General features: G+C 41.0%; 11 protein-coding genes. 5 read left to right on the forward strand and 6 right to left on the reverse strand.

Features of this window, described 5'->3' with window-relative positions:
• Positions 1–30: 30 nt before the first annotated feature.
• From BACINT_RS07185 to BACINT_RS07205, 5 genes are all read left to right on the forward strand, one after another.
• Positions 31–4,077: a hybrid sensor histidine kinase/response regulator transcription factor gene (locus BACINT_RS07185; protein WP_007661811.1), complete on the forward strand. Its 4,047-nt coding sequence runs from the start codon at positions 31–33 to the stop codon at positions 4,075–4,077.
• 442 nt (positions 4,078–4,519) lie between these two features.
• Positions 4,520–7,678 (forward strand): SusC/RagA family TonB-linked outer membrane protein, encoded by a 3,159-nt coding sequence (locus BACINT_RS07190; protein WP_007661812.1) that lies wholly within the window; start codon positions 4,520–4,522, stop codon positions 7,676–7,678.
• A gap of 20 nt (positions 7,679–7,698) precedes the next feature.
• Complete coding sequence (locus BACINT_RS07195; RefSeq protein ID WP_007661816.1) at positions 7,699–9,555, forward strand: RagB/SusD family nutrient uptake outer membrane protein; 1,857 nt, start codon at positions 7,699–7,701, stop codon at positions 9,553–9,555.
• 29 nt (positions 9,556–9,584) lie between these two features.
• Entirely contained in the window at positions 9,585–10,268 is a 684-nt protein-coding gene (locus tag BACINT_RS07200) for a DUF3823 domain-containing protein (RefSeq protein WP_007661818.1), read from the forward strand.
• A 48-nt stretch (positions 10,269–10,316) separates the two neighbouring features.
• Positions 10,317–12,713 carry a glycoside hydrolase family 31 protein gene (locus BACINT_RS07205; protein WP_007661820.1) on the forward strand — a complete coding sequence of 799 codons (2,397 nt, stop codon included), beginning with the start codon at positions 10,317–10,319 and terminating at the stop codon, positions 12,711–12,713.
• 113 nt (positions 12,714–12,826) lie between these two features.
• Here BACINT_RS07205 and BACINT_RS07210 read toward each other — a convergent pair whose 3' ends face one another.
• Genes BACINT_RS07210 through BACINT_RS07235 form a run of 6 tightly spaced genes read right to left on the reverse strand, consistent with a single transcriptional unit; the run spans position 12,827 to position 26,554 of the window.
• Complete coding sequence (locus BACINT_RS07210) at positions 12,827–15,613, reverse strand: glycoside hydrolase family 2 protein (RefSeq protein WP_007661822.1); 2,787 nt, start codon at positions 15,611–15,613, stop codon at positions 12,827–12,829.
• Positions 15,614–15,622: 9 nt separating this feature from the next.
• Complete coding sequence (locus BACINT_RS07215) at positions 15,623–17,533, reverse strand: heparinase II/III domain-containing protein (protein WP_007661824.1); 1,911 nt, start codon at positions 17,531–17,533, stop codon at positions 15,623–15,625.
• A complete protein-coding gene (locus BACINT_RS07220; RefSeq protein ID WP_007661826.1) occupies positions 17,530–19,305 on the reverse strand; it encodes a glycoside hydrolase family 88 protein in 1,776 nt (591 codons plus the stop codon). Before BACINT_RS07220 ends, BACINT_RS07215 begins: the two co-directional genes overlap by 4 nt.
• A 6-nt stretch (positions 19,306–19,311) precedes the next feature.
• Entirely contained in the window at positions 19,312–22,005 is a 2,694-nt protein-coding gene (locus tag BACINT_RS07225; protein ID WP_007661828.1) for a glycoside hydrolase family 2, read from the reverse strand.
• A complete protein-coding gene (locus tag BACINT_RS07230; RefSeq protein WP_007661840.1) occupies positions 22,002–23,807 on the reverse strand; it encodes a hypothetical protein in 1,806 nt (601 codons plus the stop codon). Before BACINT_RS07230 ends, BACINT_RS07225 begins: the two co-directional genes overlap by 4 nt.
• Positions 23,804–26,554 carry a sugar-binding domain-containing protein gene (locus BACINT_RS07235; protein WP_007661841.1) on the reverse strand — a complete coding sequence of 917 codons (2,751 nt, stop codon included), beginning with the start codon at positions 26,552–26,554 and terminating at the stop codon, positions 23,804–23,806. Before BACINT_RS07235 ends, BACINT_RS07230 begins: the two co-directional genes overlap by 4 nt.
• Between the last annotated feature and the right edge of the window lie 29 nt (positions 26,555–26,583).

Here is a 26,583-nt window from a genome sequence, read left to right on the forward strand (position 1 = left end):
TCTATATCTTTGCATCACTGATAATCTAATATGGAAAACATAACAATGAAATTGTCAACGATCAAAGTGATAAGACTCTTGCTGTTTATTGTCTTATTGCTTAACTCCCCGCTTCATGCACAAGATCACTATGCGTTTACTCCCATCGATTGCAGTGACGGACTTTCGGGCAACAGAGTCCGCAATATCATTCAGTTGCGGGATGGGCGCATTGCAATCAATGCCAATGAGATCGTCAGCATCTACGATGGAACTTCTTTTCAATATTTCCATTATAATAAAAGTAACATAATTCCTCTTAATGACTATGCCGGGCATCATCGCATTTATGTGAATGAGGGCTATATTTATATCAAAGACTGGTATAAGCTAATGGCCATCAACATTAATGAAGAACGCTTTGAACAGCATTTGGACGATCTGTTTAAGTCTTATGGTGTAAAGGGGGCGTTGGTGAACTTCTTTGTGGATGAGGCAGGTAATTATTGGATGCTGACGGATGATGATGTACTGCTGTACAGGGATTATGCCGGTGGGAAGACTGTTGAGTTTTTGAAGAATGTTTCAATGAACGGAGATGTACGTGACAGGCTTTTGGATATAGCGGTAGTAAATCAACAAGTCTTTTTGTTCTACAATTCAAGTCTCATGGTCTGTTATGATCTGGAAACATCCAGAGAATTGTATCGGGAATATGCACTGGATGAAAAGCAGGACAGGTCTGCTACTCTGTTGGTTGTCCCCCGGGGAAAGTACTTGTACTATTTGATGAATGGACGAAAGACTGAAGCTTTACGTTTTGATATTGAACTGCGTAAGTGGGAAGTAATATTAGAAACTGAATATAGGCTGAATGTGCTTTCTGTAGGCAAAGAGCACGATATATGGATAACTAGTCAGGCTGGCCTGTGGGTGTGTGACGAAAAACTGCAAAACAAACAATTTATCCCTACGCTGGAATTTGTAGATGGTAAAGAGATAAAAACGGAAGTCAGTACAGTCTTTAATGATAACCAGGGAGGAACTTGGATCGGGACTTTGGACAGAGGAATATGTTATTACCATCCTAATCGTTTCAAATTTAAAAATGTAGGTAAAGTGTTTTTCCCTAATATTGATCAGAATGGGGAAGTTAGTGTGTCGTGTTTTGTAGAAGATGCTCATGGTGGAATCCTGGTAGGTACCCGCCAGGGACTTTTACGGTACTCTTTATCTGAGAGCAAATTATCTTTTGAGGCAGGATTGCCCCGCAATTTACGGTGTAACGGGTTAACTAAAGATAGCCGGCAGCGGATATGGCTTTCATCGGTTGAGGCACTGTTCTGTATTCAGAATGGAAAGAGCAGAAGTTATCCTGTACGTGATGTAGCAAAGGTATTTGAAGCACCGGATAAGAACCTGTACATCTGTTCATATATAGATGGCCTGTGTCTTTTGAATCCTGATACTGGAGAACTTAAGAAGATAGAGGAAAGTGAAGGGCGACAAATCAACTCCGTTTCGCAGATCAGGAATTATAAAGAGGGCATGCTGATAGGAATCTGCAATTTAGGATTGTTTACCTATGATTATAAAAAGCAGGTTCTGACGGCACCGGTGTTTAAAGATAAAAAGGCCTGGCAAGATTTCTACGATCTTCATCATTATTCCGATCTGTATGTAGATAGCCGTAATTTGATTTGGCTTGCCACACAGGATGGCCTGATAGTCTGGAATCCGAAGAATGAAGAGATTAGGATGTTTTATATGGAAAACGGTTTGGTAAACAATAGTATACAGGCAATATCCGAAGATCGTCACCACGTGATGTGGATTACTACTTCTTATGGAATATCTTGTGTGAATGTAGTTCAGGAAGGAGGAAGAACAGAATACTCTTTTTCCAACTTTAATCATAGTGATGGAGTGATAGAACGGGAATTCTTGGAAAGATCCGTATATGTAACGAAGGATGATGTAATTCTGATGGGAGGAATTGATGGTTTCAACGAATTCCGAATTAATAAACTGCCTCCGGTGAAACAAGATATGAAACCTCTCTTCGTGAACTTTCATCTTTTCGGGAAAAAGGTGGAGATGGATAAGGCTTATGATGGCAATGTACTATTGAGCGAGCCTGTAAGCGCAACTCAAAAGATTATCTTGAATTATGACCAGAACTTTGTATCATTTGATTTCTCTGCACTGAACTATATCAATAGATCACAGACTCACTATCGCTACCGGCTGACGGGGTTGGATAAGGAGTGGCACGAAATAGTTTCTCCTACAGGGACAGGAACTGCCTCTTATGCCAATCTTCCTTCGGGTACGTATGATCTGGAAGTATATGCGGCAAACAACAGTAAGCAGTGGGGAAGTAACTGTGCAACTATACAAATCATTGTAAAGGACCCGTATTGGAAAACTCCTTTGGCTTATTTCATTTATTGCCTGTTGATTGCCCTTTCCATATATTGGGCTCTTTACAGTTATTTGCGAATGAATAAGAGGAAGTTGCAAAAAGCTCAGGAAGAAGAACTGAATCAAATGAAATTTCGCTTCTTTACCAATATAAGCCATGAATTCCGCACACCGCTGACTCTGATCATAACCCCATTGGAATCTCTTATTAAGGAAGTCGGCGACATAGCCCTGAAAAAGAGATTACAATCCATTTACCGTAATTCCAAAGAACTGTTGGACCTCGTCAATCAATTGTTGGACTTCAGGCGTTTGGAGGTTCATGGAGAGAAGCTGTTTCTTGTTAAGGGGAATATAGCGGAGTTTGTGTCTTCGATAAAATCCTCTTTTGATTATCTGGCTCAGGAAAAGGAGATTTCTTTTGAGATAGATGATAAGATTGCAGAAGATTTATATATAAGTTTCGACCGTGAGAAGATACAAAAGGTACTGAATAATCTATTGTCTAATGCATTCAAGTTCACACCTGCAGGAGGTATGGTGACGATAACTCTCGATACTTGTAAGGAACCGGACGGGGTACAGTACTTCCGTCTTTCCGTGAAAGATACCGGAGCAGGGATTCCTCGAAAGAACCTTTCCCATATTTTTGAGCGTTTCTATCAAGTGAAAGAGGAAGAAGATAAAATAGGTAGTGGAATCGGTCTTCATCTGGTGAAAGAGTATGTAGAGTTGCATTCCGGAAAGATAGAAGTGGAGAGTGAAGTAAATAAAGGCAGTTTGTTTACTGTATATCTACCTGTGCGTACTGATGTAGAAGTGGATACGGAGTTACCGAAAGAGGAAAATACTTTCATCGGGGATGAATTGAATCCTGATGTGGAAAGTGATCAGGACCTGCAAACGGATAAAGAGTACACTATACTTCTGGTTGAAGATAATAAAGAATTCCGGCATTACATGTTTGAACTGCTTTCCAAGAAATACAATGTATTGGAAGCCGGTGATGGGGAAGAAGGAGAACGGATTGCTACTACAAAGTTTCCCGATTTGATAATCAGTGATATCATGATGCCGAAGGTGGATGGTCTGGAGTTATGTAAACGCATCAAGTCCAATATACAGGTGTCGCATATCCCTGTCATATTACTGACTGCCCGTTCTACGGACGAAAGTAAATTGTTCGGGTACGAATCCGGTGCGGATGAATATATATCCAAACCGTTTAATCTGGATATTCTGTTATTGAGAATACAGAAACTGATAAACGAAGAGAAAGCCCGTCAGAGATCTTTTTCACAGGGAATAAATATTAATCCGGGAGAGGTTACCATCACTTCTATTGATGAACAGTTTATAGAGAAGGTTTGCGCATTGATTCAAAAGAATATAGATAATCCCGAATATTCAGTAGAGAAGCTGAGTGCTGATGTTGGGATGGAGCGTACGGTACTATATCGTAAATTGAATGCTATTGCCGGCCAGACTCCTTCTGATTTTATCCGTTCCATTCGTTTGAAGCATGCTGCTCAATTGCTGAATAAAGGATATCAGGTAGGTGAAGTGGCCGATATGGTTGGTTTCAATACTCCTAAATATTTCACAAAGTACTTCAAACAGGCGTTTGGTGTAACGCCTTCGCAGTATAAGACTAATATGACTGGGGAGAGTTGATTCATAACTTTCGGGTTATGAGCAAAATGTGATAAGGTGATAGGGTGATAAAGTGATAGCGGGATAACGCTCTGTGATATATAGCGCAGCCACTTTATCACCCTATCACCTTACCGCCTTATCACTCTTTTATTCCTTTCTTTTCCGATTAGTGTAATTAGTCGTATCTTATTGAATGTCGGTTTTTGCCAGTTAACTGGCAAGATTCAGGTAAACCCCTTGCCTACTGTGCATTTTTCCTTTGAAAACAACGAAATGTACCCTAAAAAGCAACAAGCTGACCCCTACTCAGAGTCGTCTTCCCGGTACTTTTGCAATTGAAATAACCGAGTATTAACCCATAAATCAATTGCCATGGAAAATGCACCTTAAAAGTCGTATCATGTTTTTTACCTTTATTTCTAACTTTAATTAATTAACCGTTTTATGAATTATTTAATGCATGAAAAATCATAATCTGTTTTTAACACCAGATTACCGGTATCGTTTACCGGAATCTAATTTTAAGAAACTAATACTTTCACTGATTATCCTTCTGAGTTTTGTTCATGTGGCAGCACAGAATAATATAAATATCAGTGGAACTGTTGTGGATGATCAGGGGGAAGCTGTGATAGGAGCCAGTGTAGTTGCTCAGAAAAGTAAGAATGGTACAATAACCGATGTGGAAGGTAATTTTAAACTGTCGGTTCGTTCTAATGATGTCCTGACTATCTCTTTTATAGGATATATCACCCAAACAGTTCCGGTGTCCGGCAAAAACAATATTGTTGTGACACTGAAAGAAAATAGTATGTTGCTGGATGAAGTAGTAGTCACTGGTTTTGGACTTGCCCAGAAGAAGGCTTCTGTTACGGGTGCAATTTCTTCTGTGGGTGCACAGGAATTGGCGCATGCAAAGTCGGTAACGGCTACAGGTGCACTGGTAGGTAAGCTCCCCGGTGTAAATTTCCGTCAGGATAACGGACGTCCGGGTGCCGCTCCCAATATCCAGATCAGAAACATGGGAACGCCCTTAATCATTATTGACGGTGTGCAGAAAGATTCCGGTAACCTGAATAACCTGGATTTTAATGATATCGAATCTGTTTCTGTATTGAAGGATGCTTCGGCGGCTATTTATGGTATGCAGGCCGCTAATGGTGTAGTGGTAATTACTACCAAAAGAGGACAGAAGAACCAAAAGTTGAAAGTCAATGTGAATGGGTATTATGGATGGCAGTTACCTTCTAACTATCCGAAACCCGCTTCGGCAGAAGATTATCTGGCAGCTATCATACAAACTGAAACTATAAATGGAACTCCGAGAACCGTTACGAAAGAAGAATACCAGAAATGGGTGGATAAGGTTGACGAAGAACATACCTCTTTCGACTGGTATAAATACATATGGGTAAGTGCTCCGCAATCCTATATCAATGCCAATGTTTCTGGTGGAACGGAGAAAGTTAGATATTATTTAAGTTTAGGACATATTGATCAGGAAGGAAATATCAGAGGCTTTAACGGTTTCAACAGAACCAATATGCAGTCTAATATCGACATTGATATTACGAATAGGTTCAAAGTCGGTGTAGCAATTAACGGACGCATAGAGACTACCGATAATCCGGGATTGCCGGGTGACGACTATAATCTGCCTATCTATGGGGCTTATAACAACCTGCCGACTAAAAAGCCTTATGCCAATAATAATCCTAAGTATCCGGCTATATCGGCACCTTGGGCTCAAGACAGTTTCGGCTGGATGAATTATGAACATGCGGGGAGATATAAAGATCAGTGGAAGGTCATTCAGATTAACGGTACTGCCGAATATGAAATACTGAAAGGCCTGAAAGCAAGAGGACTGTTCAGCTATTGGTTGGCAAACAGGAGACAGTCGAACCGGGAATACTCCTATAAATTCTATGAGTATGACAAGGAAAATGATGTCTATAATGTTGTGGAAACAGGTACGGCACGTTATACGGAAAGAAGTATGGAGATGAAAGAAGAACTGACTTCCAATATTCAACTGTCGTATGAAAATACGTTTGCACTTCATCATGTGAATGCGGTTGTGGGCTTTGAGGCAAAGAAAGGCACTTATCCAAGAATGTATGCATTGGGAAATCCTCCGGCAAACGGAATCCCTTATATTGATAAAACCAGTCTGTCTACTTTTACCGATGGTATTGGTAACCCGCAGACACGTATGGGATATATAGGTCGCCTGAACTACGACTACGCAAATAAGTACATCATCGAATTATCCGGTAGATATGATGGCTCTTACCGGTATAAACGGGGGAAACGTTGGGGATTCTTCCCATCGGCTTCTATCGGTTACCGGGTTACGGAAGAGAAGTTCTGGCAGGATGTCGATTTCCTGAAAGACAATATCACCAATCTGAAAATCCGTGCTTCTTATGGTGTGTTAGGTGAAGAATTGGGTACGGCTTTAAGCCATATTGTTGGCTATAATTATAATGACGGTGGTGCTGTGATTGACGGTGGGCTGGTTACCGGTAGTACTGTTACAGGATTAGCGACCGATAATATCACATGGGGTAAATCGAAGATACTGAATATCGGTATTGATCTGGGCTTCCTGGATAATCGCCTGAATGCTTCTTTTGACTATTTCAACAGAGATCAGACTGGATTGCTGGCAAGCCGTTATGATGTGCAGATCCCGGAAGAAGTGGGATTCTCACTGCCTCAGGAAAACCTGAACTCTAATTATGCCAGGGGATTCGATGCCTCTGTGAATTGGAGAGACCGAATCGGAGATGTGAATTATACAGTAGGAGGTAATGTTACTTATTCACGTTGGTATGTGGGAGACCGGTACAAGCCCAGATTCTCCAGTGAATGGCAGAAGTTCCGTTATCAGGCAGGAAATATAACAGGACGCTATACGGATGTGGAGTTCTCGCTCGTTTCGGATGGACAATTCCAGAGTTGGGAAGAAATAGCAAATCACCCTATTGATCAGGACCATCAAGGTAATATAACTTTGAAGCCCGGTGATGCAAAATATAAAGATATGAATGGAGATGGCTTAATTAATGATGCTGACTGGCGTGCAATTGGTTATCGTAAAGGAGGTACTCCGTGGGTTAATTTTGCATTTAATTTGGCCTTAGATTGGAAGGGGATTGACTTCCGTGCAGATTTCGTAGGTGCGACTGCCTATACTTATGTTCAACAAGGTTTTTTGAGATACTTTGATTCTAATAAAAATCTATCTCAATATCTTTGGAATAATTCAACCAGACTCGTGGATATCTGGGATGCTGACAGTGGTTTTAATATTGGTAAATATCCGTTGGCTTTACGTACCCGGAATAGCAGTGATTGTACACATTGGCCTAGTGATTTCTGGTATACCAATATGACTTATCTGAAGATGAGAAATGTTGAAGTCGGTTATACCTTGCCTCAGAAATGGACGTCAAAGGTAGGGATATCTCGGTGTCGTTTTTATGTTTCAGGACAGAATCTGTTCTCATTGAAGAATATTGATATTGATATTGATCCTGAAATTACTGCGGAGAACGGTATGGCTTATCCGAATATGAAAGTAGTGAACTTTGGTTTTTCCGTTGATTTTTAATTACCTTTATACGTATCAAGATGACTAAAATAAAATTGATAATCATATCCGCCCTTTTCTTAATGGGGGCTGCCGGTTGTTCGGAATCCTTTTTGGATCAGGAACCTGAAAATGTGATACCTGAGAGCATGATTTATGAAGATAAGGAACTTGTATTATCCGTACTTTCAAATTTGTATGGCAGAGTAAACTGGGGACAGAATAATGGGGATTATGGAAGTTACGACCAGTTGGACGAAGCTAATAAATGTTATGGAAGTCCGTGGGTGATATTTACGGAGTATGACCGGAACTCATGGAGAGTCCGTGATTATGACTTTGTACGCCGGGTAAACTTGTTTTTGCAGGGCGTCAGAGGCAGTAGTGCACTTCAGGATAGTGAGAAAAAGGCTTTTGAGGGAGAGGCTCGTTTTCTGCGTGCCTGGCATTATTTCCACATGGCCCGTACTTTGGGTGGTATGCCGCTTGTTGGAGACCAAGTGTTTAATTATGAATCGGGAATAGATGTGGAAACCTACCAGATGCCACGTTCCACAGAGGCGGGAATCTATGATTATATAATCAGCGAATGTGATGAAATTGCCCGCCAGCTAACCGAACAAATGACTATAAATTCTGCTCGGGCCAATAAATGGGCGGCTTTAATGTTGAAGGCACGTGCTGCCGTGTATGCAGGTTCCATTGCAAATTATGGTAATAAGATTACTCCGACTCTGAAGACTGATAATGGAGAAGTCGGTATTCCGGCTGATTTAGCAACCAAATACTATGAGACTGCATTGGCTGCTGCTGAGGAAGTTATAGAAAGCAGCCCTTATGAATTGCAGATTTCCGATCCTCAGGATTTAGGGTTGAGCTTTTATAAGGCTGTATGCCAGAAATCGAATAATAAAGAAGTTATTTGGGCTTTGGACAGATCTGTGACGGATAAGGTAACGACTAACTTCACAGCTTGGTGTATGCCTTTCTCTTTGAAGGATGGAATACAGGGAAATGCTCTGGGAGCACTTCTTAATTTAGTGGAATCTTTTGAAAACAAGGATGGAAGCAACTCCGAGATAAAGACGCATGATGCTAATGGCGACTTTGTGTTCTATGATAATCCGGAAGAGCCTTTCGAAATGAAAGATGCCCGATTGTGGGGGACTGTGATATGGCCTAATGCACTTTATAGAAGTGAGCCGGTGGCTCTACAAGCTGGTTTGCTGATTAAGGATACAGAGAATCCGAGCCAATGGAAAACAAAGATCAGTTCTTTAGGTGCAACCACTGAAGACGGGCAGCTAATTACTGCACTGGACGGACCATTAGCAACGGCAGGCGACAGATTTAATAAGACCGGCTTTTTGGTACGTAAATTCCTGGATGAAGCCGCCAATGCAGGATCGGATACGCAGAATAGTGAGATGTGGTATCCCCGTTTCCGTTTCGCAGAGGCTTTGCTGATTGCAGCGGAAGCAGCTTATGAATTAGGGGGAGTGAACAAGGTGAAAGCCGTCGAATATATAAACAGAGTTCGTGCTCGTGGTGGAATTAAAGAATTGACGGAATCCACGATTACTTTTGAGCACATTGTGAATGAGTATAGGGTTGAGTTTGCCTTTGAAGATCATCGTTGGTGGGACTTGAAACGTTGGAGACTTGCCCATACTGTATGGAATGGAGTCATTGACAGTCCGACTGCACAGATGTATTCTCTTTTCCCCTATAAGGTGTATGCACCCGGTTCGCCATATGATGGTAAGTGGGCTTTCGAGAAAAGCAGATCTTACATGGCGCCGAATGCAAGGAACTTCACCATGCGATGTTATTACGGTTCGATTGATGATGGCTGGATTAACAAGAACCCGAAGCTGGTTAAGAACCCATTACAGTAATATAGTAACTAACGATTAGATTAAATAAAATGAAAAATATCAATAGCCTTATATTAATTCTTGGTTTGTTTCTGGTAACCGGTTGCGAGCTGGATAATTTCGATGAGCCTAAAAGTGAGTTTAAGGGCAGGTTTGTCTATGAGGGTGAAGCACTGCAATTAAGAGGGACTGCCTATGACAATGATTGTATGATGTATGCTTATCAGGAAGGACCTGAGTATGAAGATCGGGGTGCTATCAATTTGTTTGTTAACTCTGATGGCGAATTTAATTCTTTGATGTATGACGGCTTCTATAAGATTGTGTTGAGGCAGGACAGAGGCCCGTGGATTCCGCGGAAGGATACGATTGAAGTAAACATTAAAGGTAATCAGATATTGGATGTTGAGGTTACTCCTTATTTTCTTATCAAGGATACTGAAATTGATTTCCAGAATAAGGTGGTAAAGGTGAAATGCAAGATAAATCAGATGGTTGAGACTGCTTCTATTGACAGGGCCGTGATCTATATATCCAAAACGAAACTGGTGGATAATGTTGCGAAGATAGCGGAGAAATCATTCACCAATCTGACTCCGGGTGAGCATGAGTTTACTTTCGACCTGAATGATAATGGGGTTACTGATGCTGCCAAGTTTTTATATGCAAGAATCGGGGTTAAGGCACGGGAAGGAAATGATTATATATTTTCCGAGGTCACTCAACTGAGATAGATTATTTTCATTAGGTAATTCATAATATAAACAAGTAAAAAAGAAACCATGAACATGAAGTTTTATTTAAAAATCAGTAGTATACTGGTGGCTGCAGCTTTCTTATCGACCTTGCCTGTCGAGGCTCAGACTTTCCGGCAAACTAAGCAGGGAATAACGGGTACTACGCAGGGAATGGATATTGAAATCCAATTCGTCAGTCCTGAAATTGTACGTGTGGTGAAGGCGCCCGAAGGACGTAGCTTTACAAAGAAAAGCCTTTCTGTAGTTAAAAGCCCTGAAAGCATGTCTGTAACGACCGAGAAGAAAGGGGAAACCGTTTCCCTGAAAAGCAATGCTGTACGCGTTGATTTCAATGTGGAGACCGGACGGATTTCTTTCTTTGACAAGCAAGGAAAGGCATTATTTACCGAGAAAGATTATGGTGCTCAGTTTACTCCGTTCAATGATGCGGGGAATCAGACTTTTAGTGTGCGTCAAGCTTTTTTGTTGGATAAGGATGAGGCTATCTATGGTCTGGGACAGCAGCAGGTTGATGATCTGAATCAGCGCAATCATAAACATTTCATGCGTCAGCGTGCATTATATGCCAGTGTTCCAATTATTCAGTCTACAAAAGGGTACGGAATGTTTTGGGATAATTATTCCCCAACCACTTATACAGATAATCCGCAGGAGATGTCCTTTGATTCGGAAGTGGGAGAGTGTATGGATTATTACTTTATGTATGGCGGCAATGCAGATGGCGTGATAGCGCAGATACGCGACTTAACGGGACAGGCACCTATGTATCCGTTGTGGACATTCGGTTTCTGGCAATCGCGTGAGCGTTACAAATCACAACAGGAAACGATGGAAGTCGTGGATAAGTATCGTGAGTTAGGGATTCCTTTGGATGGAATTATTCAGGACTGGCAATATTGGGGGCCGAACTCTAACTGGAACTCTATGAATTTTGATAATCCGGAGTTCCCTGATCCTCAGAAGATGATCGATCATGTGAAGAAGAAAAATGCGAAGATTATGATCTCTATATGGGCTTCATTCGGGCCGGATACGAATCCGTACAAGGACTTGGAGAAAATCAATGCCCTGTTCAACTTCAAGACATGGCCTGCAGACGGGGGAGTGAAAGTTTATGATGCTTATAATGAAAAAGCACGTGATATTTATTGGAAACATTTGAATAAAGGCCTGTTTAGTAAAGGAATTGATGCCTGGTGGACAGATTCAACGGAACCTGATCATCTGGATGTTCAGGAAAGAGACTTTGATATTCCGACGGCAATGGGAACTTATCGTAGTGTAGTAAATGCTTTCCCGTTGATGAGCAACAAGGGAGTTTATGAGCATCAGCGTGCTGTAACCTCTGATAAACGCGTGTATCTGCTGACTCGTTGTGCATTTGCCGGACAACAGCGTTATGCGGCGAATACTTGGTCGGGAGATGTTATGTGTAATTGGGAAACATTCCGTAAGCAGATTCCCACAGGTTTGAACTTTTCTCTATCGGGAATACCTTACTGGAATACGGATATAGGTGGATTCTTTAACTGGCCTTATTATGGTGGGGCTGAAAATAAAGCTTATCATGAACTGTATACCCGTTGGTTTCAATATGGTACATTCTTGCCCATGCAGCGTTCGCATGGAAGTGGCGTGAAAAAGGAAATCTACAATCTGGGTAAAAAGGGTGACTGGGTGTATGATTCGGAAGAGAAATACATAAACCTGCGCTATGCACTGCTGCCGTATCTGTATTCAACAGGATGGCAGGTGACTGATAATGCAGGTTCTTTCCTCCGTGCCTTGTTCATGGACTTCAACGAAGATAAGAAGGTACACACTATCAGTAATCAGTATATGTTTGGAAAGGCATTTCTTGTGACTCCTGTAACCAGGAATATGTATGTATTCTCTGATAAGGAACAGTGGAAAGATCCGTATGAAGATTTTAGTAAGACAGGAACACAGGATGTTTATCTTCCTAAGGGCACCAAATGGTTTGACTTTTGGACGGGAGAAGCATTGAATGGCGGACAGATGGTTACCAAAGAGGTTCCTATCGATATTATTCCATTGTATGTACGTGCGGGTTCCATTGTTCCTTTTGGACCGAAAGTGCAGTATTCTACAGAGAAGAAATGGAATAATCTGGAGATACGCATTTATCCCGGAGCCGATGGCGAATTTGTGCTGTATGAAGATGAAAACGATAATTATAACTATGAGAAAGGTGCCTATTCAATCATTAAGTTTACTTGGGATGATGCAAAGCGGACGTTGAATATCGCAGATCGGGAAGGAACTTTCCCCGGTATGTTGAAATCACGTAAGTTCAATATCGTTGTGGTGGATAAGGAGAATGGGACAGGGAGTGTTCAGTCGACGAATTTCACGAAATCGGTTTCATATGGCGGGAAGAAGAAATCGGTTAAATTGTAATTTTAGTATATGGTATCCTTATCTTGAGGATATTATATAGAAATCATTTATAAAATATGGAGATGTGGTTTTGGTCGCATCTCCATATTCTTATCTGATTTTAGAAATTTAAATTACTCATAGATTGATTTCTTTTCTTCTTTTGTCCGGTTCACATTATGGAGTACCTGTTTTATCTGTTTAAATGCAACCTCTTCTTGTGGATTGAACTTATCACTTTCCATATATTTCAGGAGGCTATAGCGTAATTGACGGGCTACAGGTCGGGTATTGAGATCCTTTGCCAAGTCTGAACTACATACTAATAGCTTTCCGTATCCTGCTTTTACCTCGAATAGTAAACCTAAGTTTCTGTTCTTATAGAAGTTATCTACCATTCTGACAATCGGTTGCATATTGTTTTTTAAACTGTCGAGTTCCATGGTTGTAGCATTCTTGCAAATATTCCACCATTGCCAGTTACTGTGCATTTCAGTTGGAAAGTCTGCTAATGCCGGATGGGTGGGATCACAGAAGATTCCCATTGTTCCCGGTTGGTTAGGGAAGTGTACAGGGCTCCAGAATACTTGTACAAATTTGCCTTCCAGCCCATTAATTTCTTCTTTTTCCGGGTTCAGCAATACCTTTTTCCCTTGACTTAATGCTTTCTCTGCATCGGCAAAGCTACGGGTGTAAAAGATTTCCTTACCAACTTCCGGTACTTCCTGAGGATATACCCAAACATTCCAGGAGTTTTGATACTGGGTTCCTGTAAAACGGATGGATAAAGTTAATTGGTCGGCAACGGATATGGATTCCAGAGGAACAGAGATGCTTCCCAGATTAAATGCATTCCCCACAGGTATTTCTTGTTTATCCAGATTGCCTTGTGCAATGACCGTTCCTTTTGAATCACTTAATGTCCATTCCGGTTGAATATCACTCAGGACTTTATCGCTGAAGTTTGTAGCTTCAAACTGAGCTTTAAAGGTTTCATTGTTCACATAGGTAGCTTTCTCAAAGCGTGCTAACGGTACTACCGGAGAACAGAAATTCCGGAATTCTTCAGGAGTGATTAAACCTTTGCTCTCCCAGAATGCATCGATAATTCCGACGAGTGCAGTGCCCTGTCCGGGGAAGTCATGCAGGTCCAATAGTTGGAAACCACTGAATCCGGGAGTCTTTAGTGCCCGTTCTATTTCTTCTTTGTATAAGATAGTTGCCAGTTTGCCACTTGCCATCAGGTTGCTTTCTGCCAGATGGAGCCGTCCTTTCTTTTTAAGGTCTGCAGCTACGGCTTTAAAGTTTAATGGTATCAGATTACCTGTGTATTTATCAATTTCTTTTAGATTTGGGAATACACTGTATTGTCCGATTTCGTGGGTAATAAGTGGGACAGGCAAACCCTCTATAGCACTGGAGAAGTCTTTATTGAAACTTACAGGTTGGTCATCGAAAATTCCTTGCCCGCGTACCCAGCCGTTTTTAGTCCACTGTGTAACCCAGAAGTCGTCATTAGGTTCGGGCCAACTGCCATGTCCTGGTTCAAAAGTGAATGTAGTAGTCATATACAAATGACGGCTATCCTGCTGCTTAATGGTGGTGAGTAATTTATCCATGACACTAAAATCTCCTTGCAGCTCATTACCCAAACTCCAGAAACAGAACGATGGGTGATTGCCATATTCTTTCATGATGTGGGCAGCTTCGTTATACAGAAAATCGACAGTGCCTTTATCTTCACCTACGTTGAGTGTCCATAGAGGCAATTCAACCTGAATGTAGAATCCCATTCTATCAGCTACGTTGAAAGCAGCTTCCGGAGGACACCAGGAGTGGAAGCGCAGGTGGTTCATGCCATAATCACGGGCGGCACTGAATACTTTTTCCCAACCGGCTTCGTCCATCGGCGGATATCCCTTTAGCGGGAAAATGCAACATTCCAGTGTTCCTCTAAGGAAGAGTCTTCTGTTATTAATCTGTAGGAGAGCATTTTGGTTCGTCAGTTTTCTCATACCGAATGTTTCACATTTCGAATCAGTCATGCCTTCCATTTCAAGAGTTGCGGCTGCTTCGTAGATATTAGGGTTGAATTCATCCCACAACATTGGGTTGTTTATGGGATAAGTGAATGTCATTTCAGTATTGTTAACCTGTACTTCTTTATTTGCCAATTTATTTCCTTTGGGGTCTTTGACAGCGAACAGAAGCTTACCGGATACCGGGGATGAACCGTTACTTCCGATTTTTATACTGACATTGACCGTTTGGTTATCAATATCGGGTGTTAAGCGCAATTCCTCAATCTGTACCTTATCTTTTGCTGTCAATGCTATTTTTCCCAAGATGCCATTCCACATAGTCTGGGTATCATTCGTATAAGCATGTGCAAGGTTTTTGACTGATATATCATGCTGTCTCCGGTTATCGATGCGTATAACGATTTTGTTATTCTCTCCTGGAACAAGATACTTGCTCAAGTTGAAATAGTGAGGAGTGGTAAGACTTTCATTGAATCCTTCTACTTTAGTACCATTGATCCATACTTGCGAATTCCATATCACGCGTTCAAGAGTAAGGAAGACATCTTTTTCGTTCCATTCTGCCGGGATGAAGCATTCTTTCTTGTACCAGGCTGGGCCGAGATAGTCGAATTTACGTTTCAAATTTAAGAATATCTCCTTGTCCATGGTAGGTTCGAGGGTACATGGAGTTCCATAGCCGGCATCACAAAGTGTTCCGGGGAGAGTGATCTTATCTGGAAACGATTCCATATACCATTTTTCTGAAATGCCTTTATCCAGACTGTCCAGTGCTATTTCCCATTCTCCGGAGAGATCCATCTCGCGTACTACTTGTTTACACGAGGTTGCCAATAGGACCATGATGCCCCAGGCGATTAAAACTTTACTTATTCTCATAATATCAAATTAAAATTTCCATTCTGTCTTAATTCTCAGTTTCTTATCTTTTACTCTTACAATCAAAGGATAGCAAAAAGGTGAATCATATTTTGGCAGAACACTTCCGTTTCCCGGTGGAATGCCAGGAGCTTCCCCCGTAATAACTTCAAACTCTTGTCCATCGGGCACTTCGATCTTCATATATGCTTTTCCTATTTTGCAACTAAGGGGCGATGATTGCTTTCGCACTATTGCGTTTTTTATATAGTTGTAGCTTGGCGAGTCATTGAGGATGATAGCTTCTCCGGTTTGGCTGAATACAGGTTTCTCTGTAAGCATCAAGACATAATCATAGAGATGCTGCTCATCAGAACAGGCGGTAAGTATATCTGTAAGTTTATTCTTTTTTAAAATTAACTTTCTTTCCGTTGTGACTCCAGAATATGCCCCCAGAGCTTCTGCCGAAACTTCTCCTCCGTCCTTATATGCTTTGAATGCCAACAATTTGCCGGTTGATTCTTTTTGATCTTTAGCATCTACGGTTAGTGTGCTGTGTGATAAAGTTTTCCGATACCACTTCGTAAATGCAGGTACTCCATAGGCACATGTCCCCATGTCAGATACAATCTCCTTTTCACCGTCATGAATGGAAATGGATAGTTTATCTGGATGACCGTGTCCTCCACCATGTGGACCGTATTTCATGACTACTGTCTTTGTGCCTGATCTGAGTACAGCATAGCCCGTTTCCTTAAAATGAACGGATGGCCATGCTGCCATTGCTGTTACTTGAGGAATTTCTATATTATTCTGTAATGCTTCACCGAAGTTCCTGTCTGTATATCGGTAGCACTGTTGAAGTACACTCAGGAAAAATGGATCCTTGTTGTAGCGTTGGTAGGCAATTTCATATAGGCTGACCTGAGCAATTAAAGACTCTCCATACCATCCGTCATTGTGGGCTGGAAAATATAGATCTGCATATACTCCGGATGCAGGAGCAGCAAGCATTTTATATAGTTTTCTGTCATATAGATTAATATTACGGCAACGTACGGCATCAGCTGACAGAAGCATAGCTCGTAAAGGATAATAATGATAGGTAGGAGAACCTTCGCCCCACCAGCCGTCATCCATAACGTATCTCTCCATTTGGGCATGGTATCCACATTCTGGATCATTGATAGCTACGTTGATGATGCTGTCATTTTGTAATGCTACTCCTAATGCTATCAGACCGCTATTGTGCCATACTTGCCAATTGGCAGTTCCTCTTCTTCTCAGCAAAAGCTCGGAACAGGGTATAAGATAACCTTTTTCTATCTCTCTTATTTCGTTAGTTGTCATTATGGATTTGGCTACCATATAGGCTCGGCAGACATCACTGGCCCATGCAGATTCATCAAGGCTTTGACCAAACATTTTGCCTCCCCAGGGACCTACTTTCCTAGCTGTGTCGTGGTCTAGATAAGTAATATATTTGGATGCATAATCCAATAACATATTCCGGATGTATTCAGCATAGACTTTATTGCCAGTGGCAAGGTATAAATACATACAGTTGCGCAAATATGTATAATTATGAGTATGCGCCACATTTACCCATGCCCAATCATAACGCTTATTTCCTGTCCAATAATGCTTGCATTGTGAACAGTAATGTGCTTCCGGCTTATTCCAGTCGAATGAAAAACGTACTTTGTGTTCGGGACAAAAATAATCGTGTATATGTCCTCCTTCCAGTAAAGGTACGGTTAGGGGATATTCTCGCCGGGCTTCCACGGTATCTTTCAGTGATTCTATAATGCTCTTTCCCCATTCCGTTTTTGCGGCTGAGCGTATTTGGCTGATGTCGCTTTCAGTGAAGAAATAATATCCGTTTTGCGCTGAAAGCAGGCAAGGGATAAAGATCAGTACGAGTAAAAGTCTATTTTTCATTTTGTATGCTTTAAGTATTTGACATATTCGGTTGCAGCTAGCAGGAAAGCCCCCGTACCATACACTTCTGTGTCGTTTATATCTACCTTCTTCGGGTCAGCTCCTATTGGTTGTACATAGCCTATCTTGCCGTCTTCGTGTACGACGGAAGCTAATGCATTCCACGCTTTTTTTGCAATGGGCAGATATTCTTCTTTTTCAAGATATCCATGATTAAGGCCCCAGAACAGGCTATATGTGAAGAAACCTGATGCACTGGTTTCCGGCATGGGATAGGAAGCTGTGTCCAGTAGAGAAGAGTGCCAGAAGCCTTGTTTATCCTGAAGCGTAGATATCTTTTTCAGCATTTGCCTGAAAAGACTGATATAGAAAACGCGTGAGGGATGTTGGGCAGGCATGTTGTCGATGATGAAGGTCAGTGCCCCTGTTACCCAGCCGTTTCCTCGTCCCCAGAATACTTTCTTCCCGTTTTGCTCACGCATATTGATATATCTGGTATCTCTGAAAAATAAACTATCGGCAACTGAGTAGAGACTGTCGTAAGTGATTTGAAATTCTTTATCCATAAACTCAAAATACTTTGGTTCTCCTGTTATTTTTCCAATACGGGCAAAAGAAGTCGGAGCCATAAACAGGGCATCGCACCAACACCAGCGGGAATGTGAACCGTCAGCATAATAGCTTAGGCTGTTGTGTCTGGGGTTGGCAATGAGAGTATCTAAGGTCTTAACGGATTTTTTGATCATGCGTGGTTCCTTGTATTTATTGAATAACATAGCATAAGGCTGGATGATGCAGATGTCATCGGCAAAATAGATACTAGGGCCAGTCTGCCATTGATTCTTTTCGCCTATGGTGAGCAGGAAGTTCCAGTATTTGGGATCATCAGACATCTCCGCCCATTCTGCCATACCGATATACATGGTCGCGTTAGTCCATGCCCAGTAGGCATGCGAATTTGTCCATTGGGAGCCTTTCCGTACTTGATTCTCAAAATTCATCAGCTGCCAGTCGGCTATCTTTTTCATAATCGTCATGGTTTGATTTTGGCAGTATTCATTCCATTGTGCCTCCTCGAAGAAATAGTTCAAGATGAGTCTGGTTACCACCTGATGTCCTTTCTCATTGGGGTGATTGCTCTGGCTCATATATATTTTTAAATCTTCTCCATTTTTTCTTTTCTCCTTGAAGGTTGCATAGCTGTCTATCAGTCCTGTTTTATAGTCGTGGGCTAAACGACGTATCTGGCGGCTATGTTGTTCAAGTGGAGAATTATCGTCCAATATATCTTCGGTTAAATCGGGTGTTGGGGTTAGGAGAATGATTGGGATGTTTTGCTTCTGTGCTTCCTTTATCATTTTTTCCCAGGCTTTCAAAGCTCTTTCCAGTCCGATGCTACGGTCATTCAGAGCATAATCTATGAATAAAATGTCCGGACGATGAGGTAAGACCTCTTGTTTGAATCGTTTGGCCCCCTGTTCGGCATTTTCACCACCAATAGATGTGGTAATAGAGTTGACTACTGCATATGGATATATTTCTTTGACAGCTTCCAAGACTTGATGGGGATAAGCTTGAAGCGTTTTTACATTAGGTGTGTTGGCATAGCCGGAAGGTACACTGTGTCCATGAAATACAAGGTTTACAGTTCTGTTATCCGGCCATTTTTTTTGCAGTTCTTGGCGGATTTGCGTGAATTCGAAGGATTGACCGGTCTGTGCCATGACGTCAAACCCTAACAATGTGCATAATAGTAGATACAGATATTTCATATTCTTTTATTTTTGTTTTTTCTCTGTTTTCAAATAGTTTAATAAACTGTGGAAAAGTGCCTTAACTTCCGGTTCGTCAGCTATTGCAAACAAGTCGGAAGAACATACTAATGCTTTTGTTCCCGGTAATTGGTATATTAACCCTAGCTTATGATTTCGTTCGAAATTGTCGATTACCTGTACAATCGGGTAATAATCTTTTGGCATTTCATCTAGTATTATAGGGCTGGATTTCTTTATAATATTCCACCATTGCCAGTTAGAGTGGAAATCCGTTGGAAAAGAATTGAAAATACTGTGTTCCGGACTTTCAATTAGTAATCCCAGTGTTCCGGGAGAAGACTCTTTTCCAAGGCTTTTGGTTACATTGTCAAAGACTTTGTAGTTCCAAAAATCACTTATGAAAAGTCCTCCTACCGATTTATCTTTGATATCCTTTTCTTTGGGGATATATAAAACCGGTTTTTTCTCCTGATATAATTTTGCGAAGACTTTACTATCGCGGGTCACGGTCACTCCGTCTATGACTCCTTCTTTTATTTTATCATAACGGGGATATACCCATATATTCCATGAGTTGTGGTAAGACGTATTCTTTAGGGCAATGCGGAAAGTCAGCTTTTGGGATTCCTTTACGTGGTTAAGTGGTATATGTAAACTTTTGAAAGTTGATAATTGGCCTTGCGGAATGGCTGTATTTCCGATATCTTCTGAATAAAGAATTTCTCCGTCTTCGGTAGACAATGTGCATGATATGATTTTGTCCTTTATATCGGACTGTCCATAGTTGGCAATCTGGACTTCTGTAATAAATGTTTCGTCCGTGTTCCAGCAGTATTTAGAAAAACGTGCCAATGGGACTATGTCATTGCAGAATTCATTCCATTTTTCTGTGGAGATAACATTCTTGGATTCCAAAAATGCGTCAAGGATACCTACCAAGGCAGTGCCTTGTCCTGGATAGTCTTGCAGATCGAGCAACTGGAAGCCACCAAATTGTGGAGTACGGAGCGACATTTCGATTTCTTCTCTGTAACACAATGCAGCCAATGCGCCTGATGCTTTCAGAAAAGCTTTTGCCTTAGTACTCATACCGGTCTCTTTCAGCCTGTTTTTGAATACTATGAAGTTCAGTGGACGTAATACTCCTGCATATTTGTCTATTTCCTCAAAATTGGGATATACTTGATATTGTCCGGTTTCATGTCCTATTACTGGCTTATTCATACCTTGTATGGCTGTTGTAAAGTTGCGCATGGCGTTTGGAACGTTGCAATTTATTATACCTCCCTGATTGGAATCGGCAAAAGAGAAAGAACCGCGTAGGTCTGTACTGTTATTGTTGGCCGCTTTCCCATGTCGCATAGCGACGAAGAAATCTTCTTCTGTATGGGTTTGAGGATTCCAGTAATGATTGTTGGTTCCTAAAATATAGAGATGGCGTTTATCATATTTCTTCAAATCTTTCACTATACTTGCCATTATAGCGGTGTCTCCTTCAAGCTCGTTGCCCAAACTGAACATGACAAATGAGGGATGGTTTCCATATGTTTGAATGATTCTTTTGCCTTCCTGTTTCATATAAGAAATGAGAATGGTGTCTTTTTCCCGGTATGTTCCCCATAAAGGTAGTTCGGGTTGGAGAAATATACCTGTTTCATCAGCTGCATAAAAAGCTGCCTGGGGAGGTGTCCATGAATGGAAACGTACATGATTGATACCATAGGAACGGATGGTTTCGAAGTATCGTTTCCAGTCATTGATTTCCATACTTGGATATCCAGTCAATGGAAAAACTCCACCTTCATTTTTTCCACGCAAAAAAACAACCCTTCCGTTGTTTATGAATTGTGTCCCTGCCGTTTTGAAGTCTCTGAATCCGGTCTGAACACATTGGGAATCATAATTGGGTATCTCTATTCGGAAGTTATATAGGCAGGGGGTATATTCATCCCATAACTGCGGAACGGGAATTCTTACTTTTATTGTATGTTCCGATTTACCTTGGGGAACAGATGCTTTTACAGTTTCTTCTACTACCTTGCTGTCATCGGAATTTACAACCACTATTTTTATTCCTATATCTGTTTCCTTTGAATAATTGGCGAGTGATACCGTCACGAGGCAGTTACCGTTGGATGGACTGTCTATTCGTATTTGCCGGATACAGATATCAGGTAATTTCCTTAAATAAAAATCACCGAGAATGCCATTCCAGTTGCTTTGAGTATGTTCTGAATATGCATGCGAACCGCCCAATGGGAGCAGACTTTTAGTGTTGTCTATTTTGATTCTGATACTGTTCTTGCCGATTTTAAGCAGCGAATCAATCATATATATATGTGGAGTGGACACGCTGTTCTGGCTCCCCAAAAATATTCCGTTGATAAATACTTCGGAAACTTTTGTTCTTTCCATAAACAACTCTACGGGATGATTTTCCCATGAAGCCGGAATTTCAATATCTTTTTCATACCACGCTACTCCTTGGTAGCTATAGGTTTCGGTCAGAATATTGGTTACGGAATCCTTAGGCTGAAAACCAACTTTATTTTCGGCAAGAGAACCCGGCAGCATTATTTTGTATTGTACAGAATCAATTTTTACTTTCCACTCGCCAGACAAATCTATTACTGACTCTGTCGGTGTACAGGAAAGCATCAATAATGCAACGCAGGAAAGTATCAAGATCTTTTTCATTTTAGTACCTCCTTCCAATTGCCTGAATAATATGCTTTATCCAGTCGTTTTCGCATTTTAGTATCTTTGTTCAGTTCTGCCAGATGGCAAAGATCTTTATAAATATAGAAATTAAGCCAATATCCGTATGAATATCGTTCGAACGGAGTGTGAGGTTGTTTCCAGAATGAGTACCAGCTTGTGTTCAGGTTATATTGTCCTGTTACTTCTATGGCCTCTTGTCCCCGTTCCCACATTCCATTTGTACATATATCAAATAATGCTTTGACATCTTCATATTTCATCTCAGAGGTATCATAAATCATCCCCGAATCATCGATATTCAGTTCGAGCAAAGATACACGTTCTTCAAATATTTTGTCTCCGTTAAGGTCATATTCTATCAAGTCGAAAAATCCATTGTTATCGGTATCCGTATACTTGACTGTTGCGAAAGACTCTGGGTCTTTGTGTAAACGTTGCTCTTTTTCTCCTGGGGGATATAATCCGCCGTATCCCTGAAAGCATTTTGCATTTTGGTCAATGCGCCAGGCGCCCCATTCAGCACCGAAAAGATGTATCTTTCCGTCGATGGGGGAGAGGTATAGTTTCCCTTTTCCAGAGTTATCCTGATCGAACTCTCCACGGTCACCGGCTGCATCAGCTTGCTTGTGGCTATCGAGTCCGCCTTGTGCAGCACCTACTTTGAATAGGTCGTATGGATAGTAGAACTCTACACGCTCCCAACGGTTGCAGTCGTCGTCCTCATCAAAGACAAACCAGCAGTAATCCCACTTCCCTTTTCGGAAAATCATATTATAAGCCACTTTTTCGTCCGGATAGATAAGTTCGGACATTTGTCGCCAACGTGGGTCGTAAATATATCTGTCAGCCTCCGGAAGTCCGCGCAGGTTTTTAAATTTATGTATCTGATCAGAATAATCGAATCCTTTTCCATAGAAATGGACAGTCATATCAAAATCGAATTCGTTGCCCTGCCCGTTATCATTATCCACATCCCAAGAGATACTTGCCCAAGGAATGCGGCCGCTATACACAACATCTATTTCATCAGACACTTTTCTGAATGTTTCATGGGGAGTGTCCCCGTTACAGGGACGAACGTGTGGAATATCCATTAGGCGGACAGACATTTCAGTCAGGTTATCATTGTCGTGATCGTAGAAGATAAAAGGATTTTCGCAGTTGAAGCGAGTGTCGGCAACTCTGAAACTAGATGAATGCATTTTCAGCAATAGTGTGTTCCCATGATAATCTTGAAAGAAATTAGAATGACCATTATGTTCCCAGCATAAAGGGAGTAGTTGGTTCCAGTCGATGAAACTTTTGATATCATCCTTCTCAATATCTATAACAATAATGAAATCAGAGTCCCAGTCATAGCCGCAACGAGCATCGGCACTGCCGTTATAAATAACCAATTGCATATCGGCTATTCCGTCTTCGTCTGTGTCCACCCAGTCTATGCAGAGGTCTTTCGGACCACCGAAGATGCCATCTTTGTTCAGGTCTATCAGCAGGCAATCATTATCTGTATCACCTTCCAAATCATCGTATCTCATATCTCCGTCGTCATCAATCCACATGACGGGAATGCTGTCGAGGACGAAAGCACGGATGATATCTGGCGTACCGTCTCCCGTGAGATCTTCATAAGTGAGTCCAGCCTTGTCTGCCGTTAATGGAAAACGCCATGGGGTGAGTTGAGTGTGCTCATTCCAGTATTTCTGCTGGGCATATAAATTATATGTCACGGCTGAAAAAAGGATCAACAATATCAAAGGGATATTCTTGTGTTTCATGGCTGAATAAATATCTTGTCAATCATTTCGTTAGTAAGGGTCACTTCTGGAGAGAAATCGGGTGAATTAAGGTAGTTTACCAGACTGTAATACATCTGCCGTGCAACAGGGCTATGAGCCATAATCCGGTCAAAGGCGATAGAAGTAACCATTAGTTTTCCTTTACCTACCTTAGCTTCAAAAATTAGGCCTATCTTTCGATTGTTGTTCCAATCTGGAATAATCTGCACTAAGGGTTTAAATTCATAAGTAGTATGATCAAGCAACATAGGTTTCGAATTACGCACCAAGTCAAACCATTGCCAGTTTGAATGTTCTTCTGTAGGAAAATGTCTGAATAAGGCATGTTTGGGATTACATAAAATACCTAAAGTATTTGGAGGTGTACCAGACCAGACTGCATTCCAGGATATGCTGGAAAAACAAGGGGGCACGTCAGATTTTACTTGGGCAGTATCAGCAAGTAACAATACCGTTCCTCCTTTCTGCAAATAATGTTTGACTCTATTATTCCATTCTCTGGCCAACATTACTTTTTTTTCTGATATTTCTGGTAGCTTGTCTGGGTAAACCCATATAGCCCAGTTATTGGAAAATGAGGTGTTTCTAATTTCCATCTTCAATACCATCTTTGCAGCTTGACAAATTTCGGTCAAGGGAATAGAAATTCTTCCCAAGTCAGTAATGCCACCATTCGGAATATCTAGTTTAAAGGAGCCGTCTTTATAAACATTGCCATTCAGATATTCAAGTTTCCAGTCCACTACTGCTCCTTTTAGTTTTTCTTTCAAAAAATTAGCTACTTGGGCATCTCCTTCAAAAGTTTCATTTTGACTCCACACCAACTTATCAGTACGTAATAAAGGAAGACAAGGACTTTGTATCTGTTTGAATGTTTGGGCATCCACATAAGGCTTAGCATCATAGAAAACATCAACAACTCCGACCGGTGAAGTACCCTGACCAGGGAAGTCATTTAGTTGAAGTAAATGATAGCCTCCGAAACCAGGGGTGCGGAAATAAGATTCAAATTCTTCCTTTTTTTGAAGAACTTGGAACTTACCTGAAGCGATGTGAAAATCATGAGCCTGATCAAGCATTTTTTTATTACGGAGATCTTCTCTAAAAAGTTCATAGTTATAAGGTTTTAAAACCCCTATATATTTAGATATTTGGTTAAAATCAGGATAAGCACACCATTGTCCTATCTCATGAGTCACCATAGGTATTGAGAATTTTTTTACATAATCTATGTAATCATATCTTGTGTTTAATGGCTGCGAGTTAAAACGTCCTTTCAGGCCTTCCTGCCAACGCTGTGGACGAGCACCATAAAAATCGAAAAAATCACTTCCTTCCACTGTAGGATAACCAGATGCAGCTACATAAAGATGACGTGAGTCTTTCTTCCATTCAGTTAGCATTTCTTTTAGAAAATCCACACAACCTTTTCCAACTAATTCATTGCCTTCGCAAAAGAAGGCAAAAGACGGATGATTTCCATATTCCTTAATAATGCGTTGAGCTTCATCTAAATAGAAAGCGTTGGTTGCCTCATCTTCCCCTACCGTAAAACGCCAGTCCGAGTTTTCGACTTGTAAATACAAGCCCAATTCATCTGCAACTTGAAATGCGGACTCAGGGGGACACCAAGAATGAAAACGAATGCAGTTCAATCCGTAATCTTTATATACCTTCATTACCTTTTTCCACTCTTCATAACCCATCGGAGGATAACCGGTAATGGGGAACTCGCAAGAATTTACAGCACCGCGAATAAATGTAGGAATATCATTTATCGTGAAATGCGTACCTTTTGTTCCAAAGTCACGAATACCAAATTTTATTTTTCGCACATCACTCTTACCGCAACACTTTATCTCATAGTCAATTTCATACAGATTAGGCTCAAATTCATCCCAAGTGTATAGCTTATCTCCCAAATCATAGTAATGTACCAAGTGTATTAAAGAATCCGAACTATTAAAAGTTGTATTTTTCTCCTTTAGATGCAAATCTTGAGAATCATTCAAAAAATGACAATTTATCCGTATATCGCCTTTAACCGGCAGGTTACTATAGTTCACAATCTGCGCCACAATCTTTAGCCTTTTTTCTTTTTGTAAAGGATATATCTGTACATCAGCAATATGTACCTTACTTACAGCCTGGATTTCCATACGTCCAATAATGCCATTCCAGTTAGTCTGTGTTTCAGCACTGATGGCATGTGTATAGGCTATATCATGGATGTTCCCATTATCTACTCTAATGCGAACAGTATTCCAGTCTCCAAACTTTACATAAGAAGTTATATCATACAAATGTGGTGTAGAAAGACTTTCCTCTTTTCCGACAAATTTCCCATTAATCCACACTTGGCTTTCCCAATGTACTCGTTCCAAAAACAGAAAAAGTTGTTGGTCTTTCCAAGATTCAGGAATAAAAATATTTTCTTTCTCATACCAAGCTGCTCCACTATATTCAAACATGCGAGTAAGCCGAAGCGAACTCATATCTTGCGTTTTAAATCCTTTTCCAGCTTGGTCTGTAGACCCCGGCAGAGTTATTTCTTCTGGAAACTTAGATACAAAATTACTTCCTTTTACCGGAATACTAACATTCAAAGGATCCAATTTAAAGTTCCAGATACCAGCTAATGAAATATGATCTTTTGACGTTTCATTCTGTGCGTGTACTGAAAGCAGACAAAAGCAACTTAATATGAGAAAGAAAATATTACGCATAGAGTCAATATTTCAAGTTATTCATTACA

The sequence above is a fragment of the Bacteroides intestinalis DSM 17393 genome (genome assembly GCF_000172175.1).
Classification (GTDB): Bacteria; Bacteroidota; Bacteroidia; order Bacteroidales; family Bacteroidaceae; genus Bacteroides; species Bacteroides intestinalis.

Bases quoted from the DNA above. Each gene is read 5' to 3' on its own strand.
- BACINT_RS07230 (WP_007661840.1), bottom strand. From the start codon at position 23,807: ATGAAACACAAGAATATCCCTTTGATATTGTTGATCCTTTTTTCAGCC.
- BACINT_RS07190 (WP_007661812.1), top strand. From the start codon at position 4,520: ATGAAAAATCATAATCTGTTTTTAACACCAGATTACCGGTATCGTTTA.
- BACINT_RS07215 (WP_007661824.1), bottom strand. From the start codon at position 17,533: ATGAAAAATAGACTTTTACTCGTACTGATCTTTATCCCTTGCCTGCTT.
- BACINT_RS07205 (WP_007661820.1), top strand. From the start codon at position 10,317: ATGAACATGAAGTTTTATTTAAAAATCAGTAGTATACTGGTGGCTGCA.
- BACINT_RS07235 (WP_007661841.1), bottom strand. From the start codon at position 26,554: ATGCGTAATATTTTCTTTCTCATATTAAGTTGCTTTTGTCTGCTTTCA.
- BACINT_RS07185 (WP_007661811.1), top strand. From the start codon at position 31: ATGGAAAACATAACAATGAAATTGTCAACGATCAAAGTGATAAGACTC.
- BACINT_RS07210 (WP_007661822.1), bottom strand. From the start codon at position 15,613: ATGAGAATAAGTAAAGTTTTAATCGCCTGGGGCATCATGGTCCTATTG.
- BACINT_RS07225 (WP_007661828.1), bottom strand. From the start codon at position 22,005: ATGAAAAAGATCTTGATACTTTCCTGCGTTGCATTATTGATGCTTTCC.
- BACINT_RS07200 (WP_007661818.1), top strand. From the start codon at position 9,585: ATGAAAAATATCAATAGCCTTATATTAATTCTTGGTTTGTTTCTGGTA.
- BACINT_RS07220 (WP_007661826.1), bottom strand. From the start codon at position 19,305: ATGAAATATCTGTATCTACTATTATGCACATTGTTAGGGTTTGACGTC.
- BACINT_RS07195 (WP_007661816.1), top strand. From the start codon at position 7,699: ATGACTAAAATAAAATTGATAATCATATCCGCCCTTTTCTTAATGGGG.